13 protein-coding genes are annotated in these 18607 nt (G+C 64.3%); 6 read left to right on the top strand and 7 right to left on the bottom strand.

Annotation, left to right across the window (positions count from 1 at the left end; all coding sequences use genetic code 11):
• Window position 1: 1 nt before the first annotated feature.
• From qhpC to AC07XM_RS03820, 3 genes are all read left to right on the top strand, one after another.
• On the top strand, window positions 2-325 hold the full coding sequence (gene qhpC, locus AC07XM_RS03830; protein WP_016487327.1) for a quinohemoprotein amine dehydrogenase subunit gamma: 324 nt from the start codon (window positions 2-4) through the stop codon (window positions 323-325).
• A 32-nt stretch (window positions 326-357) separates the two neighbouring features.
• Entirely contained in the window at window positions 358-1479 is a 1122-nt protein-coding gene (gene peaD / locus AC07XM_RS03825) for a quinohemoprotein amine dehydrogenase subunit beta (RefSeq protein ID WP_102688807.1), read from the top strand.
• Window positions 1480-1610: 131 nt separating this feature from the next.
• Window positions 1611-3284 carry a fatty acid CoA ligase family protein gene (locus tag AC07XM_RS03820; protein WP_102688808.1) on the top strand — a complete coding sequence of 558 codons (1674 nt, stop codon included), beginning with the start codon at window positions 1611-1613 and terminating at the stop codon, window positions 3282-3284.
• Between the two features lie 157 nt (window positions 3285-3441).
• On the opposite strand, the gene mobA is transcribed toward AC07XM_RS03820, so the two are convergent.
• From mobA to AC07XM_RS03805, 3 genes are all read right to left on the bottom strand, one after another.
• Entirely contained in the window at window positions 3442-4017 is a 576-nt protein-coding gene (gene mobA, locus AC07XM_RS03815; RefSeq protein WP_102688809.1) for a molybdenum cofactor guanylyltransferase MobA, read from the bottom strand.
• 61 nt (window positions 4018-4078) lie between these two features.
• Window positions 4079-7207 (bottom strand): multidrug efflux RND transporter permease subunit, encoded by a 3129-nt coding sequence (locus AC07XM_RS03810; RefSeq protein ID WP_102688810.1) that lies wholly within the window; start codon window positions 7205-7207, stop codon window positions 4079-4081.
• 11 nt (window positions 7208-7218) lie between these two features.
• Complete coding sequence (locus AC07XM_RS03805; protein WP_102688811.1) at window positions 7219-8394, bottom strand: efflux RND transporter periplasmic adaptor subunit; 1176 nt, start codon at window positions 8392-8394, stop codon at window positions 7219-7221.
• 271 nt (window positions 8395-8665) lie between these two features.
• On the opposite strand from AC07XM_RS03805, the gene AC07XM_RS03800 reads away from it, so the two are divergent.
• A complete protein-coding gene (locus AC07XM_RS03800) occupies window positions 8666-9367 on the top strand; it encodes a response regulator (protein ID WP_016487321.1) in 702 nt (233 codons plus the stop codon).
• Between the two features lie 6 nt (window positions 9368-9373).
• A complete protein-coding gene (locus AC07XM_RS03795) occupies window positions 9374-10672 on the top strand; it encodes an ATP-binding protein (RefSeq protein ID WP_016487320.1) in 1299 nt (432 codons plus the stop codon).
• A 115-nt stretch (window positions 10673-10787) separates the two neighbouring features.
• Here the strand turns inward: AC07XM_RS03795 and AC07XM_RS03790 are convergent, their stop codons facing one another.
• Genes AC07XM_RS03790 through nfrB form a run of 4 tightly spaced genes read right to left on the bottom strand, consistent with a single transcriptional unit; the run spans window position 10788 to window position 17942 of the window.
• A complete protein-coding gene (locus tag AC07XM_RS03790; RefSeq protein WP_102688812.1) occupies window positions 10788-11879 on the bottom strand; it encodes a GGDEF domain-containing protein in 1092 nt (363 codons plus the stop codon).
• A 47-nt stretch (window positions 11880-11926) separates the two neighbouring features.
• Window positions 11927-12766 (bottom strand): DUF4434 family protein, encoded by an 840-nt coding sequence (locus tag AC07XM_RS03785; protein ID WP_102688813.1) that lies wholly within the window; start codon window positions 12764-12766, stop codon window positions 11927-11929.
• Window positions 12766-15771 carry a phage receptor gene (locus AC07XM_RS03780; protein ID WP_102688814.1) on the bottom strand — a complete coding sequence of 1002 codons (3006 nt, stop codon included), beginning with the start codon at window positions 15769-15771 and terminating at the stop codon, window positions 12766-12768. Before AC07XM_RS03780 ends, AC07XM_RS03785 begins: the two co-directional genes overlap by 1 nt.
• Window positions 15768-17942, bottom strand: a complete 2175-nt coding sequence (nfrB, locus tag AC07XM_RS03775) for a cyclic di-3',5'-guanylate-activated glycosyltransferase NfrB (RefSeq protein WP_102688815.1) — start codon at window positions 17940-17942, stop codon at window positions 15768-15770. The genes AC07XM_RS03780 and nfrB overlap by 4 nt, the downstream gene beginning before the upstream one ends.
• A gap of 193 nt (window positions 17943-18135) precedes the next feature.
• On the opposite strand from nfrB, the gene AC07XM_RS03770 reads away from it, so the two are divergent.
• A complete protein-coding gene (locus AC07XM_RS03770; protein ID WP_016487315.1) occupies window positions 18136-18567 on the top strand; it encodes a PACE efflux transporter in 432 nt (143 codons plus the stop codon).
• Window positions 18568-18607 lie beyond the last annotated feature (40 nt).

Here is an 18607-nt window from a genome sequence, read left to right as displayed (position 1 = left end):
CATGAAGCACTTGAAGCCCCTGAACAACAAGGCGCGCATCCTTGAACAGGCCGCTGCCGAAGACCGCATCGAAGAAGTCATGGCCATGAGTGCGGTGGCCGGCTGCACGGCCACCACCGACCCGGGTTGGGAAGTGGATGCCTTTGGTGGCGTGAGCTCGCTGTGCCAGCCGATGGAGGCCGACCTGTACGGTTGCTCCGACCCTTGCTGGTGGCCGGCCCAGGTGCCGGACATGATGAGCACCTACCAGGACTGGAACGCCCAGGCGACCAACTCGGCGGAAGACTGGCGCAACCTCGGCACCGTGTTCCCGAAAGACAAGTGACCGGCCCAACAAGAATGACAAGGGGAAACCGCATGAAAGCTGGACGCTGCGCGCAACTCGCGCTCACCCTCGCCGCCACGGCCTGCGCCGGGCTGGCTCAGGCTGACGACACCGGGCCTGCGCTGAAGGCTGGCCACGAATACATGATCGTGACCAACTACCCGAACAACCTGCATGTGGTCGATGTGGCCAGTGACACGGTGTACAAAAGCTGCCAGATGCCCGACAAGTTCGGCCCTGGCACCGCGATGATGGCGCCGGACAACCGAACTGCCTACGTGCTCAACAACCATTACGGCGACATCTACGGCATCGACCTGGACACCTGCAAGAATACCTTCCGGGCCAACCTGTCCAGCGTGGCGGGAGAAGTGGGCCGGTCGATGTACTCGTTTGCCATCAGCCCCGATGGCAAGGAGGTGTACGCCACGGTCAACCCGACCCAGATGCTGAATGACCACTACGTGGTCAAGCCGCCGCGGCTGGAGGTGTTCAGCACCACTGATGGGCTGCAGGCCAAGCCGGTGCGCACCTTCCCGATGCCGCGCCAGGTGTACCTGATGCGTGCCGCCGATGATGGCAGCCTGTTTGTCGCAGGGCCGGACATCTACAAGATGGATGTGAAAACCGGCAAGTACACGGTGGCCTTGCCGCTGCGCAACTGGAACCGCAAAGGCTACAGCGCCCCGGACGTGCTGTACTTCTGGCCGCACCAGAGCCCGCGTCACGAGTTCACCATGCTGTATACCATTGCCAGGTTCAAGGACGACAAACAGGACCCGGCCACGGCCGAGCCGCTGTATGGCTACCTGAGTGTCGACCTGAAGACCGGCAAGAGCCACACCCAGGAATTTGCCGACCTGACCGAGCTGTACTTCACCGGCCTGCGTTCGCCCAAGGACCCGAACCAGATCTACGGCGTGCTCAACCGCCTGGCCAAGTACGACATCAAGCAGCGCAAGCTGATCAAGGCGGCTAACCTTGAGCACACTTACTACTGCGTCACCTTCGACAAGAAGGGCGACAAGCTGTACCTGGGCGGCACCTTCAATGACCTGGCGGTGTTCAACCCGGATACGCTGGAAAAGGTGAAGAACATCAAATTGCCGGGTGGCGACATGTCCACCACTACGCCACAGGTGTTCATCCGCTAGAGCCAGGGTGGATTTACTGGCCGCTTCGCAGCACAAGGCTGCTCCTACAGGACACCGCGTTCCCGTGTAGGAGCAGCCTTGTGCTGCGAAGAGGCCGCCCCAGCCCCCACAAAAACAACAAGAGAGTGCCCATGCCCCAGCCAAGCTACTCCCAGGGCAATCCAGACAAAGCCCTGCTTACCCAATGCATTGGCGATGCCTTCGACGCCACCGTCGCCCGCTTTCCCGACCGCGAGGCGCTGGTGGTGCGCCACCAGGCCCTGCGCTACACCTGGCAGCAACTGGCCGAGGCCGTCGACCAGCACGCCCGCGCGCTGATGGCACTGGGCGTGCAACCCGGTGACCGGCTGGGTATCTGGGCACCCAACTGCGCCGAGTGGTGCATCACCCAGTTCGCCAGCGCCAAGGTCGGCGCGATCCTGGTCAACATCAACCCGGCCTATCGCTTCAGCGAACTGGACTACGCCCTCGGCCAGGCCGGCTGCCGCTGGGTGATCTGTGCCGACGCGTTCAAGACTTCCGATTACCATGCGATGCTGCAGGGCCTGGTCCCTGGCCTGGCCAGCAGCCAACCGGGCGCGCTGACCTGCGAGCGCTTCCCCGAGTTACGCGGCGTGGTCAGCCTGGCTGCCTCGCCACCACCGGGCTTTCTGGCTTGGCACGCCTTGCAGGCGCGTGCCGAGTCCGTCAGCTGCCAGGCCTTGGTCGAACGCCAGGCGCAGCTGCGCTGCGACGACCCGATCAACATCCAGTACACCTCCGGCACAACCGGTTTTCCCAAGGGCGCCACCCTCAGCCACAGCAATATCCTCAACAACGGCTACATGGTTGGTGAAAGCCTGGGCCTGACCGAGCACGACAGGCTGGTGGTGCCGGTGCCGCTGTATCACTGTTTCGGCATGGTCATGGCCAACCTTGGCTGCATGACCCACGGCAGCACCCTGATCTACCCCAGCGATGCCTTCGACCCGCTGGCCACGCTGCGTGCGGTGGCCGAGGAAAAGGCTACCGCGTTGTATGGCGTGCCGACCATGTTCATTGCCGAGCTGGACCACCCGCAACGCAGGGAGTTCGACCTGTCGAGCCTGCGCACCGGGATCATGGCCGGCGCCACCTGCCCGATCGAGGTGATGCGCCGGGTGATCGGCGAAATGCACATGGCCGAGGTGCAGATTGCTTATGGCATGACCGAGACCAGCCCGGTGTCGCTGCAGACCGGGCCCGACGATGACCTGGAACGCCGGGTGACCAGTGTCGGCCGTACGCAGCCACGGCTGGAGAACAAAGTGCTGGACGCCGACGGCAATACCGTACCGCGTGGGGAGATAGGCGAACTGTGCACCCGCGGCTACAGCGTAATGCTTGGCTACTGGAACAACCCCAAGGCCACGGCCGAGAGCATCGATGAAGACGGCTGGATGCACACCGGGGACCTGGCGGTAATGGATGAACAGGGCTATGTGCGTATCGTGGGGCGCAGCAAGGACATGATCATTCGCGGCGGTGAGAACATCTACCCGCGCGAGCTGGAAGAGTTCTTCTTCACCCACCCGGCGGTGGCGGATGTGCAAGTGATTGGCGTGCCGTGCAGCAAGTACGGCGAAGAGATCGTGGCCTGGGTGCGCCTGCACCCGGGGCATACCGCCAGTGAAGACGCGCTGCGTGAGTGGGCGAGGGCGCGGATTGCGCACTTCAAGGTGCCTCGGTACTTCCGCTTTGTCGACGAGTTCCCGATGACGGTGACCGGCAAGGTGCAGAAGTTCAGGATGCGCGAGATCAGTGTCGAGGAGTTGTCCTCCCGATAACCATCACCCCTCAGCTACGCGGACCTTTGTAGGAGCGGCCTTGTGCCGCGAAAGGGCCGCACAGCGGCCCCAGCAATTTATGCATCACAGCTGAAATCCCGGGGCCGCTTCGCAGCCCTTTCGCGGCACAAGGCCGCTCAATGACCGCGCCATGTGCTTAGCCTTGCAATAGTTCCGGGCTGTTGAAGTTGCTCAACCGGCGATCATCATCGGCACACTCCAACCCCTGCACCGCCTCGCGCAGCAAGGCCTTCTGCAAACTCCGCTCTCCCGTCGCCCAGGCCTGCTCCAGCATTGGCAGTAACCGCCGTGGTAGCACGCTGAACATGGGCTGCCAAAACCCACCCTGACGTACCATTGCCGCACTGTCACTGGCCACCGCCAGCCTTAACAGCGCCTCGATCAAATCGCGGTCAACCCGTGGTGCATCGCAGGCCAGTACCACCATCCACTCATGCCGTGCCACCTTGAGCCCGGCAATCACCCCCGCCAACGGCCCGGGGAAGTCCGCTTCGGCATCGCCCACCAGCTGGTCAGCGTACATACGGTAAGCCTCCTGGTTACGGTTGCAGGAAATCACCAGGTCATCGCTTAGCGGTCGCACCACCCGCTGTACATGCGCAACAAGCGGTTCGCCCTGCCACGCGACCAGGCCTTTGTCACGGCCGCCCATGCGTTGGCCACGGCCGCCGGCGAGAATGAGGATGGAGCAGGGGGGCAGTGCATCAGGCATGAAAAAGGGCTCCGGGCAGTCACTGCCGGGAACCCTCCCATTTCACACGGGGCTTGTCCAGTCAGCTTTCGCTGACCCCGCCTTGTGCGTTGGCGTCACGCGCCTGACGCCGTCCCGCAAGGCGCATCACCACCACGAAGAACACCGGCACGAACACCACCGCCAACGTGGCGCTCAGCATGCCGCCAATCACCCCGGTACCAATAGCTTGCTGGCTGGCCGAACTGGCCCCGCTGGCGATGGCCAGGGGTACCACGCCGAGGATGAACGCCAGCGAGGTCATCACGATCGGCCGCAGGCGCAGGCGGGCGGCCTGCACGGCGGCGTCTGCGGCGTCCATGCCCTGGTCGACCAGGTGCTTGGCGAACTCGATGATCAGGATGGCGTTCTTTGCCGACAGGCCGATCAGGGTAATCAGGCCAACCTTGAAGAACACGTCGTTGGGCATGCCGCGCAGGGTCACGGCCAGCACTGCACCGAGCATGCCGAGCGGTACCACCAGCAGCACGGCAGTCGGGATCGACCAGCTTTCGTACAGCGCTGCCAGGCACAGGAACACGATCAGTAACGACAATGCCATCAGCATCGGTGCCTGGCTGCCGGACAAGCGCTCTTGCAGCGACAGGCCGGTCCACTCCAGGCCGGCGCCGGGCGGCAGCTGAGCCACCAGGCGTTCGATTTCGGCCATGGCTTCGCCCGAACTGTGGCCGGCTGCCGGCTCACCGGAGATCGACACCGCCGGGTAGCCGTTGTAGCGGGTCAACTGCACCGGGCCGCTGACCCACCTGGCCTGCACGAATGCGCCCAGTGGCACCATCTTGCCGCTGTTGTTGCGCACGTGGATTTTCAGCAAATCTTCGACCTGGCTGCGCTGGTCGCCCTCGGCCTGCACCACCACCCGCTGCATGCGGCCTTGGTTGGGGAAGTCGTTGACGTAGCTGGAGCCCACCGCCACGTCCAGCACCGAGCCGATATCGGCAAACGACACCCCCAGGGCATTGGCCTGGCGGCGGTCGATTTCCAGCTGCACTTGCGGGCTTTCGGCCAGCGACGCTTCGCGCACGTTGGTCAGTACCTTGCTGTTGCCCGCATTGGCCAGCAGCGTGTCGCGGGCAGCCATCAGCGCAGCGTGGCCCATACCGCCACGGTCCTGCAGGCGGAACTCGAAGCCGGTCGACTCGCCCAGGCCGTCGATAGGCGGCGGCAGGACCGAAAACGCCACGGCGTCCTTGAGCTGGGAGAAGGCCGCGCTGGCACGGTCGGCAATCGACTGGGCGCTGTCGTCGGCACCGCGCTCGGACCAGTCTTTGAGGGTTGTGAAGGTCAGTGCCGCGTTTTGCCCGCTACCGGAGAAGCTGAAGCCGAGGATCACGGTGGTGTTGCCTACGCCGGGTTCTTCGGCGTTGTGTGCCTCGATTTGCGCAGCCACCTGTTCAGTGCGCATGCGGCTGGCCCCTGGTGGCAGCTGGATGTCGGTGATGGTGTAGCCCTGGTCTTCGGTGGGCAAGAACGCCGTGGGCAACTGGCTGAAGCCATAGCCCAGCACCGCCAGTAGTACCGCGTACAGCAGCAGGTAGCGGCCGCTGCGCTTGAGCGCCTGTACCACCCAGCGCTGATAGCCGTTGCTCAGGTTTTCAAAACGGCGGTTGAACCAGCCGAAGAAGCCCTTGCGTTCATGGTGCTCACCCTTGGCCACCGGTTTAAGCAGCGTGGCGCACAATGCCGGGGTGAGGCTGAGGGCCAGGAATGCCGAGAACAGGATCGACACCGCCATCGACAGCGAGAACTGCTGGTAGATCACCCCCACCGAGCCTTGCATGAAGGCCATTGGCAGGAACACCGCCACCAGCACCAGGGTGATGCCGACGATCGCTCCGCTGATCTGGCCCATGGCCTTGCGGGTGGCTTCTTTGGGCGGCAGGCCTTCCTCGGCCATGATGCGCTCGACGTTTTCCACCACCACGATGGCATCGTCGACCAGAATGCCGATGGCCAGCACCATGCCGAACAGGGTCAGCACGTTGACCGAGAAGCCCATGGCCAGCATGACCGCGAAGGTGCCCATCAGCGCCACCGGCAGCACCAGGGTGGGGATCAGGGTGTAGCGCAGGTTCTGCAGGAACAGGAACATCACCGCGAACACCAGCAACATGGCTTCGAACAGGGTGGTAATGACCTGCTCGATCGACACCTTGACGAACGGCGAGGTGTCATAAGGGATGTCGTACTTGACGCCTTCCGGGAAGTAACGCGCCAGGTCCTGCATTTTCGCCCGCACCAGGGTGGCGGTTTCCATGGCGTTGGCACCCGGCGAGAGCTGCACGCTGAACGCAGTGGCCGGCTTGCCGTTCAGCCGTGTGCCGTACTGGTATTCCTGAGCGCCGATCTCGACCCGGGCGACATCACCGACGGTGACCGTGGAGCCATCCAGGTTGGCGCGCAGGACAATGGCGGCAAATTCTTCGGGGGTGCTCAGCTGGCCCTTGACCACCACGTTGGCGGTGATTTCCTGGGTGTCGCGGCTGGGCAGGTCGCCGATACTGCCAGGCGCCACCTGGGCGTTCTGCGCCGCGATGGCCTCGGCCACGTCGTTGGGCGTGAGGTTGAAGCCGATCAGCTTGCCGGGGTCGATCCAGACGCGCATGGCGCGCTCCGAGCCGTACAGCTGGGCTTTGCCCACGCCCTTGAGGCGGCGGATTTCGTCCATCACGTTGCGCGCCAGAATATCCGACAGTGCGGTCTCGTCGAGCTTGCCGTCTTCGGAGGTGAGGGTGCCCAGCAGCAGGAAACCGGTGGACACTTTCTCCACCTGCAGGCCCTGTTGGGTGACCGGCCGCGGCAGGCGCGACTCGACCACCTTCAGGCGGTTCTGCACGTCGACCTGGGCCAGGTCCGGGTGGGTACCCGGGGCGAAGGTGGCGGTGATGGTGGCGCTGCCCAGGCTGCTCTGCGATTCGAAGTACAGCAGGTTGTCGGCGCCGTTGAGTTCCTGCTCGATCAGGCTCACCACGCTTTCGTCCATGGTCGCCGCAGAAGCGCCGGGGTACACGGCGTAGATTTCCACCTGCGGCGGCGCCACATTGGGGTACTGGGCCACGGGCAGCTGCGGAATGGCCAGCGCCCCGGCCAGCAGAATGAACAGCGCGACCACCCAGGCGAATACCGGGCGGTCGATGAAGAATTGCGGCATGAATCAGGCCCTCACTGGCCGGTATGCTGAGCGATGGGTGCTACGCCGGGGGGTGTTTCAACCTGCACGTGGTCACCGGCCTTGACATGCTGCAGGCCCTCGACCACCACCCGCTCGCCAGCGGCCAGGCCCTCGCTGACAATCCAGCGGTCGCCTTGGGCGCTGCCGAGCACTACCTGGCGGTCGCTGACGCGGGCCTGCTGGTCGACCACCAGCACTTTGGGGACACCGGCGCTGTCGCGCAGGATGGCGCGCTGCGGCACGCTCAGGCCCTTGGGTTGCACGGCCTGTTCCAGGCGCACACGCACGTAGCTGCCGGGCAACAGGTCGAGGTCCGGGTTGGGGAACTCGCTGCGCAGGGTGATCTGGTTGGTCGTGGGATCGACGCTGATGTCGGAGAACAGCAGCTTGCCTGGCAGCGGATAGGCGCTGCCGTCGTCCTGGATCAGCGTGGCGCGGGCCTGGCCGTCGCCCACCTGCTGCAATTCGCCTGCGCGCAAGGCGCGGCGCAGGGCATTGAGCTCGCGGGTAGACTGGGTGACGTCGGCGTGGATCGGGTCCAACTGCTGGATGGTCGCCAGCGGGGTGGTCTCGTTCTGGCCGACCAGTGCGCCTTCCGTGACCTGGGCACGGCCGATGCGGCCAGAAATGGGCGCTGTCACGGTGGCGTAGCCAAGGTCCAGGCGGGCACGCTCCAGGGCCGCCTTGGCGGCGGCCACTTCGGCGTCGGCTTGCAGGAAGCTGGCCTGGGCGTTGTCGTATTCCTGGCGGCTGACGGCCTTGTCGTCGACCAGCTCGCGGTAGCGCTGCTCCTGCAGACGTGCCTGGTACAGGGTGGCCTTGGCCTTGGCCAGGGTGGCGCGGGCGCTGTCATGGTCGGCCTTGAACGGCGCCGGGTCGATCAGGAACAGTACATCGCCCTGCTTGACGTCACTGCCTTCACGATACACCCGCTTGAGTACCACACCCGCGACACGCGCGCGCACTTCGGCGGTGCGCGGCGCCAGGATGCGGCCGCTGAGTTCGCTGCTGATGGCCAGTGGCTGCAGTTGCAGGGTTTCTACCCGCACTTGCGGGGTGGGGGCTTGCTCGTCTTGCTCGGCGCTGTCGCCACAGCCGGCCAGGGACAGGCTCAGAAACGCCATGAGCGCCACAGGGCGCAGGCGTGGGGGGAGGGTAGTAGGCATACGGATCTTCCGATGATGACCGGGGCAATGGTACGGCAGGTGTAGCCCGTGCGGCTGTTAATACCTGTAGGGCGAGTGTGAAAAAGTGTGAAGAACAATCCTTTCGAGCGGTTGGGTTCTATATTCTGCGCATACCTGTACTGGCCTCTTCGCGGGCTTGCCCGCTCCCACAGGTATTGCACAGGTTTCAGACGCTGTGCGGCCCCTGTGGGAGCGGGCAAGCCCGCGAAAAGACCAGTGAGGTCTACCACAACCTAGATCCCAAGCACCTATGCCGAATATTTTCCTGGTCGAAGACGACAGCGCCCTGTCCGAGCTGATCGCCAGCTACCTGCAACGCAACGACTTCCATGTCCAGGTGATCGCCCGGGGCGACCATGTGCTGGACGAATATCGTCGGCAAAAGCCCGACCTGGTCATCCTTGACCTGATGCTGCCGGGTATCGATGGTTTGCAACTGTGCCGCCTGCTGCGCCAGGAGTCGCAGAACCTGCCGATCCTGATGCTCACCGCCCGCGACGACAGCCATGATCAGGTACTGGGCCTGGAAATGGGCGCCGACGACTATGTGACCAAACCCTGCGAGCCGCGCGTGCTGCTGGCCCGCGTGCGCACGCTGCTGCGGCGCAGCAGCGTCAACGAGCCGCGGCTGGATAACGACCTGATCCTGATTGGAGGCCTGCGCATCGACCTGGCCGAGCGCACGGTCAGCTGGCGCGGCGAAGAGGTGGAGTTGTCCAGCGGCGAATACAACCTGCTGGTGGTACTGGCGCGCAATGCCGGAGAAGTGCTGAATCGCGACCGCATCTTGCAGCAGCTGCGCGGTATCGAGTTCAACGGCACTGACCGTTCGGTAGACGTGGCCATCTCCAAGCTGCGGCGCAAGTTTGACGATAACGCCGGCGAAGCGCGCAAGATCAAGACGGTGTGGGGCAAGGGCTACCTGTTCAGCCGCGTCGAGTGGGAGTGCTGACCGGCCATGCTCAAGATCCTGGTGCGGTTGTACCTGGTGATCATTGTCGCCTACGCCGGTGCGCTGCTGCTCATTCCTGACACCATCGTCGGCCTGTTCCAGGAGCGCTTCATGGCCTACAACCTGGACCAGGCCAAAGGCGTGCAATCGTTGATCGTGCGCCAGTTCCACCAGGCCCCGCGCGAGCAGTGGCCGGCCGTGGAGCAGGACCTGGCCAGTGCGTTCGCCCCGCTGGAAGTGAAGCTGCTGCGCATGGACCAGGCCGAACTGAGCGCGGATGAGCAGGCGCGCCTGGAACACGGCCAGTACGCCGTGCGCATTGCCGAGTGGGGCTACTACGAAACGGTGCTGGCACCGCTGGACAAGCAGTGGCTGGTGCGCCTGCATGCACCGCCAGACCCGCTGGACATCAATGTGTTGTCGTGGGGCGTGACCGTGCTGATCGGTGCGGCCATGCTGGGCTGCCTGCTGTTGTGGGTGTGGCCGCACTGGCGCGACCTTGAGCGCCTGAAGGAAACCGCCCGGCGCCTGGGCCAGGGGCAGATGGCCGAGCGCACACACATTTCGCCGCATTCCAACATTGGTGAGTTGGCCGGGGTGTTCGACACCATGGCCAGTGACCTGGAGCGCCATGTCAACCAGCAGCGCGAGTTGCTCAATGCGGTGTCCCATGAGCTGCGCACGCCGCTGACCCGCCTGGACTTCGGCCTGGTGCTGCTGTTCGACGAAGTGCCGCCGGCCAGCCGCAAGCGCCTGCTGGAACTGGTGGGGCATGTGCGTGAGCTGGATGAGCTGGTGCTGGAGCTGCTGTCCTACAGCCGCCTGTATAACGCCGACCAGGCCCGCGAGCGGGTCGAAGTGTCGTTGCTGGAACTGGTCGACAGCGTACTCGGCGGTTTTGCCGAAGAGCTTGATGGCCGAGGTATCCAGTGGGAAGTAAGGGCCGAGGGCAATTTGCCCCGGTTTGTGCTGGACCCACGGCTGACGGCGCGGGCGGTGCAGAACCTGGTGCGCAATGCCATGCGCTATTGCGACGAAAGCCTTTTGTTGCGCTTGCGGCTGGAGGACGATGGCGCCTGTTTGCTCACGGTTGAAGATGACGGGATCGGCATACCGGTAGAGGAGCGGGAGCGGATTTTCCAGCCGTTCTACCGGCTGGACCGCAGCCGCGACCGCAACACCGGCGGGTTTGGCCTGGGGCTGGCGATCAGCCGGCGAGCGATCGAAGGCCAGGGCGGCACCTTGACGGTAGCGCAGTCGGCGCTGGGCGGGGCGCAGTTCAGGATTCGCTTGCCTGCGGGGTGATGGGTGGCTGTACCGGCCTCTTCGCGGGTAAACCCGCTCCCACAGGTACGCCACAGCGTTCAAAATCTGTGCGGTCCCTGTGGGAGCGGGTTCACCCGCGAAGAGGCCGGGCCTGCTAACCCTGTGCCGCCAACTGTGTAGTCCACAGCACGACCCGGTCTTTGCCGCTGTGCTTGGCTTCATACAATGCCTGGTCGGCGCGGACCAGCGCTGTGGTCAGGCTGTCGCTCCGGTCCACCCGGGCCAGGCCTATGCTGATGGTTACCGGATGCTCGCCCCTGTCCTCGCGCACCCGTTGGCACAGCGCCGCCACCTGCTGCTCGGCACCCTGCTGGTCCAGCCCTTGCAGGAAGATCGCGAACTCTTCACCGCCCAGTCGGGCAAATGCATGACCGGCCATGCTCGCCTTGATATGCAGGGCCACGCGCTTGAGTACCTCGTCGCCGACGTCATGACCGAAGAGGTCATTGACCCGCTTGAAGTTGTCGATATCGATCATCGCCAGGTATTGCCCGGACGAGGCCATGCGCAGCTGACGGTCGGCCTGGGCCATGAACGACCGGCGGTTGGGAATGTCGGTCTGGGCGTCTATGTAGGCCTGCTCCAGCAGCACCTTGGACAGGTAGAAGTTGTGCAGCTTGGCTTGGCGGATTTGCAGGTAGCTGTAGCTGACCAGGCCGCTGAGAAACACTGCGTAGCTGATCAACATGGCGCCTTCGACCGCGTCCGGCTCCATGCGGGTGTGGTAGAACGGGCTGAGCATCACCCAGGTGATGGCCATGGCGCAGAAAAATGACCAGCGCCGCACCGGCAGCACCGACATGGCATACAACACGGTGGAGACCCCGAGGATCAGCCACACCGGGCGCAGGGCCACCGGGAGGCCTTCGATCACCAGGCGCATGCCCAGGGTGATGACGGTGATGAACAGCAGGTTAAGTACATCAAAGTGGTGGCTGCGGTGTGTGAAACGCAGCACCACGGTCAGGCTGCCGAGCAAGGCAATGAACACGCATGACAGCCAGGTGAAACCTTGGCCACCGAGGAAGCTGACGATAAGGTCGAAGACCAGCCAGATCAGGAGACTGATGCAGAACACCAACAGGCAGAACGGGCGCATGGACTCGAATTCGTGCTGGCGGAACTCGGCGCGCAGGGCGGCGGGGGCGACCTGTTTGCGTACGTGTTCCTCGATGGTCTTGAGCATGGAGGAGCTCCTGGGGGTACTGCTTTGCCAGGGCCAGCCCTGGCGACTCAATTGTGTGGCAAAACACCCCGGGCCCAGGGCCGGTAGCGCAAGTCAAACACCGCCTCGAGATGGCACCCGCCAACCAGCGTCGGCTCGGCAGGCTCAGCCCTGAATGCCTGACCTGGCACACTCACCTGGCGAAACGCCTCGCGCACTACACCTATTCGGCACGGCAAGGCCTGTTCGTAACCCTGGCGCACCAACGGCGGTAATCGCCCGGTGCCGGCGCCATCCTGCCACCACACAGTCAAGCCCAGGCCTGCCAGTTGATCCAGCCAGGCGCCATTGACCCGGGGCGACAGCTTGCCTGCGCTGAAGGCACTGATGTGCAGAGGCTTGTCCAGTTGGCGGTTGAAGGCCTGTAACTGGCTGTACAGCGCTTCGCGACGCGCGGGGTCGCGAAAATGCTGGTCGTCCAGTTCCATGGGCAGGTACCAGCCCTCCACCGGCAATTGCCAGGCCTGACGCAGTTGCTGGTACTGGCTGAGTGAGCGCCCCAGCTGCGCTTTCCAATAGCTGTTCAGGCCCTCGCCGTCCAGCTCGTCCAGGCGTTTGTAGTAGGCGGGGTCCATGTAGAGGCCCAGCACCAACCGCAAGCCTTGTGCACGGGCGCTGCGCAGGCTGCTGGCCAGCCAGCCTTGGGCGCCGCCGAAGTCGCTGTCGCCATAGGCGCTCCATTGCACGATCAGGGTGTTGCCGCCCTGGGCCACGGTGGCATGCCACAGTTGTTGCCACTGGGCGGGGGTGACAGTGGCATCGCGGTTGAGCGGTTGGTAGAACAGGCGCTGGTCGGCGGTGGCAGGCAGGCACACGGCAAACAGGCAGATGGCGAGGAGCGTACGCATCAGAAGGTCATCTCCGCACCGACCAGCACGCCGTTGGCGCGCTGGTAAAGGTTGCCGCCCAGCGACTGCTGGTACTCGGCACGCACTTTCAGTGAGCCACGGTAGGCGTTATAGCGATCGTCATCAAACCACCATTGCCAGCGCACGCCAACCCCGGCCCGGGCGTCCTGACGCCAGTCGTTGCTCGGATCCTGGCTGGAAAACTCGACAAAGCCATAGGGCATGAGGGTTTGCGGGGAGCTGCCGGGCAGCTTCCAGGCGTGGCCTTGCTGGTAGCGTGACAGCCAGGCGTGGTCCCCGGCGCGGGTCCACCAGGCCGCGTCGAGGTAGAGGAAGCGCTCGTTCCAGTCGTCTTCATCCACACGCCAGTCATTGCGCCAGTTGCCCTGGTCGAGGAACGAGGCGGTGGCGCGTAGCAGCAGGTCGTTGCTCGATTCGGCATTGTGGCGCAGATCGCCCCAGTTGCCGCCGACCTTGGCCGGGCTCAGCAACTGGCCAAGGCTCAGGCCGCGGTAGTGCGCTTCGTCGATCTGCCGCTGGTGGTACAGCTCGGCGTACAGGTTGAGGTTGGCCTGGCCGAGCGGCTTGTAACGCAGGCCGACCCCGGTACCCATGCTTTGCGCATAGTCGGTGCGGCTCTGGCCACCGAACAGTACCCGGCCATACACCGACAGCGTGCTGCCGTTGCGGCTGGGTTCTTCGCCCAGGGCATGGTCCCACATGGCTAACTGCACGTTCTGCGATTGGGCACGGCGTGAGCTGCCGCTGCGCTGGCCGTTGTCGAGAAACTTGTCGTTGGTCGAGGTGCCGGCGGGTGACCAGGTGCTGGCCAGGGTGATGGTGTCACGCCGTGACAGGCTTTCGTGGGCACGGCGCTGGCGGTATTTGCGGGCTTCCAGGCTGCCGTATTCATCGTCACCGGCGACCAGGTTCTGCTCCACATCGAGGATGCGGCGCAGTTCGCTGCGGGCTGAGGCGCTGTCTTCAGCTTCGTCGTAGCGCAAGGCCAGGGTTTCGCCGAGGCGATAATCCTCGGGGAAGTCGTGGGTGGCACGCGTCAGGTAGGGGATCGACTGGCGGCGCTGGGCCTTGTCTGTCGAGCCGGCCAGGCGCATGCCGTAGTCGGCGCGGTAACGCGGCTGATCGGGGGCCAGGCGCACGGCTTCGGCGAGCCAGGCCATGCTCTGGGCGCTGTCGCCGGCCAGCTGCGCGGTGCTGGCCGCGGCGTAGTAGTGGTCGGCTCGTGGGCTGCTTGCCAGTGCCTGGCGCTGAAACCCCAAAGCAGCCTGGTAATCGCCTTGGCGCTGGGCAATGGCTGCGCCCAGTGCCCAGTCATCGGCGCTGTGGTGTGCGGCAGCGTCCCAATAGCGGCGGGCCGCGTCAGCGTCGCCTGCGTCTAGCGCGCCACCGGCGGCCGTGAGGCGGGCGTTGTCGGTCCAGGCGCTGTCCGGCAGGCTGCGCCAGATAGGCAGCGCGGCTTCGGAATCGCCGGCCGCTTCAAGTGCATAGGCCAACGCCAGGCGGTTGCCGGCGTCACCCAGGCGTTCGGCGGCCTGGTAGTAGACCACCGCTTCACCGGGTTGGTCGGGCATGGCGCAGCGGCCCAGGGCGCGGTACTGGCCGGGCTCGCGGGGGGTGGCCGGCACCGCCTGGCGAACGGCGTCGCACTGGCCGGCCTCGGCCAGACGGCCGAGCAACTGGGCACGGGTACTGGCATCGACCCGGGGGATCAGGCCGAGCATGCGGTGGCTGTCCAGCGGCCCATCGTTGCGGGCAAACAGGTTGCCCAAGCGCTGCAACAGCGATGGGCTGAGGCGGCCCTGACGGCGATCGTAGGCCTGTTCCAGCAGTTGCCGGGCGTGTCCGGCCTGGCCCTGTTCCACCAGCAGAAACGTAGCTTGCTCCAGTGCGGCCAGGTCGCCACTTTGCCGGTAGCGGTTTTCCCATTCGCCGGCTGTGCGCGGTTGTGGGGGTTGCGGCGGGTCGCCATACAGGCGTTGCTTGAGCACGGCGTAGGCGCGTGTGTCGGTAGTGGGTGTGCAGCCTTTGAACTGTTCGCGGGCCAGGTTCGGGTCATGGCGTGACAGCCAGTCGACGGTGTCCAGGCAGGGGCGCTGCAGGTCGTTGCTCAGGCGGCGCACCAGTGCCGCATCATCACCTTCGCGGGCCAGCTCCCACAGCTGTTGACGCTGGTCGGGCTGATTCAGCTGATCGGGCGACAGCGACTGCAACCAGCGCTGGGCTTGCTGGTTGTGACCCACGGCGATAGCGCGGTTGGCCATGGCCAGGCGCGCCTGATCCGCCGCTTGAGGGGAGGGCGCGCTGGCCAGCAGCTTGTTCAGCCCTTTTTCGTTCACCTGCTGGACATAGGCATTGGCCAGGCGTTGCCAGTCTTCGGCGGGCAACTGGCCCTTGTCGGCGAGCGGCTGCAGTTGCTCGATGGTTTCCTGCCAGTTGCGTAGTTGTTCGGCGAAGTTGGCCCGAGCCAGGCGCAATACCTGGCCGTCACCCCTGGGGGGCAACTGGCTGAGCCAGTCCAGCGCTTTACCCGCACCGCCGAATTTGGCCAGGCTCAGGCTGTAGGCCTGCCACAGGCGCACGCGCTGATTACCCTCACTGGCCGCCAGCCATTGTTCCACCTGGCTGGCGGGCGGTGGGTCCTGTTCGATCCAGGTCAGGCGCAGTTCCAGCAGGGCGTCCGCGTATTCGGGGCTGCCGCCCAGCTGTTCGGCCTGCGCTTGGGCTTCCTTGTAGCGGCGTTGATGGGCCAGGGCCTCTACCAGCAGTGCGCGGGCCTCGTCGTTGTTGGGCACTCGCCCCAGCACGTGGCGGGTCAGGCGCTCCACCTCGGCCCAGTTGTCTTTCCTGGCTTCGCGATAGCTGCGGTCCATGAACGGGAAACTGGTGAACCGCTGGAAGTCGGTCATCGGCGTCGAAGCCGCAACAGGCAGGGCGGCGGCGCACAGCAACAGGCCAGTAAAGGTGAGGGAAACGCGCGGCTTCATGCCACCTCCCGGGTCAGATCAATGGCGGCCTGTTGTTCACTGGCCTGTTCGATCAGGGCCTGTTCCAGCACCTGCTCGGTGATGATGCCGCGGGCAATCAGGTGCTCGCCGAGGCTTTGGTGTTCGGGGTCAAAGTCGATCAAAGCCTGGTTGAACAGGGTCACAGGGACCATGCCGCGCACCTGCAGCAGCGCGCCGAGCATGACCTGGTGATGGCTAACCCGTTCCAGCAGCGCCTCATTGTCCTGGTGGCGTTCAAGCACGGCCAGCATGGCGCGGGTTTCTGGCTTCTGCCAGGGACTGGGGTAGTGATAGCGCAGGCCCAGTGTCACACGGCCCTGAGGCGCCAGGCGTGCTGTGACCGGGCGTTTAAGGTGGCGGCTGATCACCCCCAGCGAGACTTGGCTGACAGGGCTCTCGCTGGCCAGGATCAGCGTGTCACCGTCTTCGTCTACCGGCAGCACCGCATAGTGGGTGGCCAGCTTGCGCGGCAGTTTGGCGATCAATTGCGGGTCGAGCTTGAACGGGTTCAAGGGCGCCCAGGGCAAGTCCAGCTGCTCGGCCAGGGTGGCCACCAGTTGCTCGCTGGTTACCCAGCCACGCAGCAGCAGTTCGCGTCCCAGGCGCCGGCGTACCGGGCTGGTGAGTGCCTGTTGCAGCTGTTCGTCATTGATCAGCCCCTTGGCCACCAGACGCTGGCCCAGCGGGGTGCGGGCAGGGGCGGCGATGGCGGGAAATTCATGGGTGGTCTTGTCCCAGGCCACGCGGCGCGAGTCACCCATTTCCATCACCTGGCGCAGGGCCCGCAGGTTGGCGAAGAAGTTGACGAAGTTGCTCCACATCATCCGCGGTGCCGACAGCAAACCTTCGCCGATGCCGTAGAAACGGGTGACGAACCAGCCCCGCTGGAAGAGGCGGTTCAACAGCAGCAGCCCGTTCAGCCACAGCAAGGTGGACAGCAGCCAGCTGTCGCTGAGGATTGACATGAAGCGCCATGCATCCGGCGCAATCACCGTCACCAGCCACATGGCCAGCAACACCAGCAACAACAAGTTGACCAAAAAGCTCAGCAGATAGGCGAACAGCCCACGGCGGTCGCGCCAGAGGAAGTAGTTGAGCGCCCCTGTGCGGCTCCAGCCGAGGTTGCTGGTGCCTTGGAACACGATACCCACGATCCAGCGCGACTTCTGCCGGATGGCATGCTGCCAGTCACGCGGGAAGTGCTCGCGCACGCAGATCACCTGCGAAAACGCCCGGCTCATGCCCGGACGCCATTCCTGCTTCAGGGTCAGTGCCGGGTCGGTGATGGAATAGCGGGCAAAAATGCACTTCATGCCCTTTTGCTTCAGCCGAAAGCCAATGTCGTAGTCTTCAGTAAGGCTCTGGACGTCGAAGGCAATGCCGTCGCCGTCCTCCAGCAGCGCGCCGATGGCCCGGCGGCTGAAGCAGGTGCCGACGCCGGCGCTGGGCACCTGACCGGTCAGTGCTTCGCGGACGATGACGTCCTTGCCGTGGTTTTCGGCAAATTCGTCGACATAGTGGCCGGCGGTAAAGCCTTTCCATTCCGGTGCGTAGGGATAGACCGGGATCTGGATCATGTCCTTGTTCGGCAGCAGGTAGTTGAACAGCCGCAGCTCCATGGGCGAGATCACGTCTTCGGCGTCATGCAGGATGAAACCGGCAAACTCGATGCCAGCGTCCTGCTGGAAGCGCAGCAAGGCGTCGATGATGTTGTTCAGGCAGTCAGCCTTGCTGGTGGGGCCAGGGCGAGCGCACACCACTTTGTGCACGTTGGGGTAATGCAGGCACACCGCGTCCACATCGGCCTGGGTTTGTGGGTCGTTGGGGTAGGTGCCGACGAAGATCTGGTAGTTCTCGTAGTCGATGGTCGAGGCTGCCAGGCGAGCCATTTCACCCACTACGCCGACTTCGTTCCAGGCCGGGACCATGATGGCCAAAGGTTTTTCCGGGACTTCGAACAAGCGCTTCTCGTCGGCCCTTTGATGCTTGTCGTATATGCGAAAACGCCGTATCAACTTGCGCCCCCAGTAGCACAGGTCGATGAACAGGTCGTCCAGGCCGAGCAGGAACATCAACGAGGCAAGCATGATCGCCAGGATCTTCAGACCGAATAGCACATAGGTGAGAAAATCGATGAATGCCAGGCTCATGGGGCAGTCACCGGCACGGCAGAGTGGGCCATCGTCCTTATCCTCGCTCGGTTCCCTCGACGAAGTTGTACAAAATGACGCTATTTGTACGGGGTAAATACAAGCAGCCGAACGCGCTGTTGTCCAAATTTCGGGCTTTTTCTTGTGGGCCACATCTTGTAGTTTTACAGGTCGTTTACCCAGGGAGCTGAACATGCAAGGCAAGGCCCGCAAGATCGTCCAGGCCATTCTTTACGAAGCCATCGCCGTCGCCTGCGTGGCGCCTGCGCTGGAGCTGGCGTTTGGCGCCGGCATGGCGCAGTCGGCGGTACTGTCGGTGCTGATGTCAGGCATCGCGATGAGCTGGAACATGGGCTACAACTGGGTATTCGAACGCTGGGAAGCGCGCCAGCGCCAGCGTGAGCGCACCTTCATGCGGCGCTTGCTGCATGCCTTGGGCTTCGAGGGCGGGTTGGTGGTGATCCTGCTGCCACTGGTGGCGTACTGGCTGGATGTGAGCCTGTGGGCGGCGCTGCTGACCAACCTGGCGCTGTTCGTGTTCTTCTTCGTTTATGCCTTTGCCTTCCAGTGGGGCTTCGACAAGGTGTTCGATGTGCCGCTTTCGGCGCAGCAGGCCAAGTGTTGACTTTGTGCCGCACTACCGGCTAAGTTCCTACCCCATGAAT

This window comes from Pseudomonas sp. GW460-LB5 (assembly GCF_059423245.1).
The sequence above is the reverse complement of the archived record's forward strand: the minus strand, read 5'-3'. Positions and strand labels throughout refer to the sequence as shown.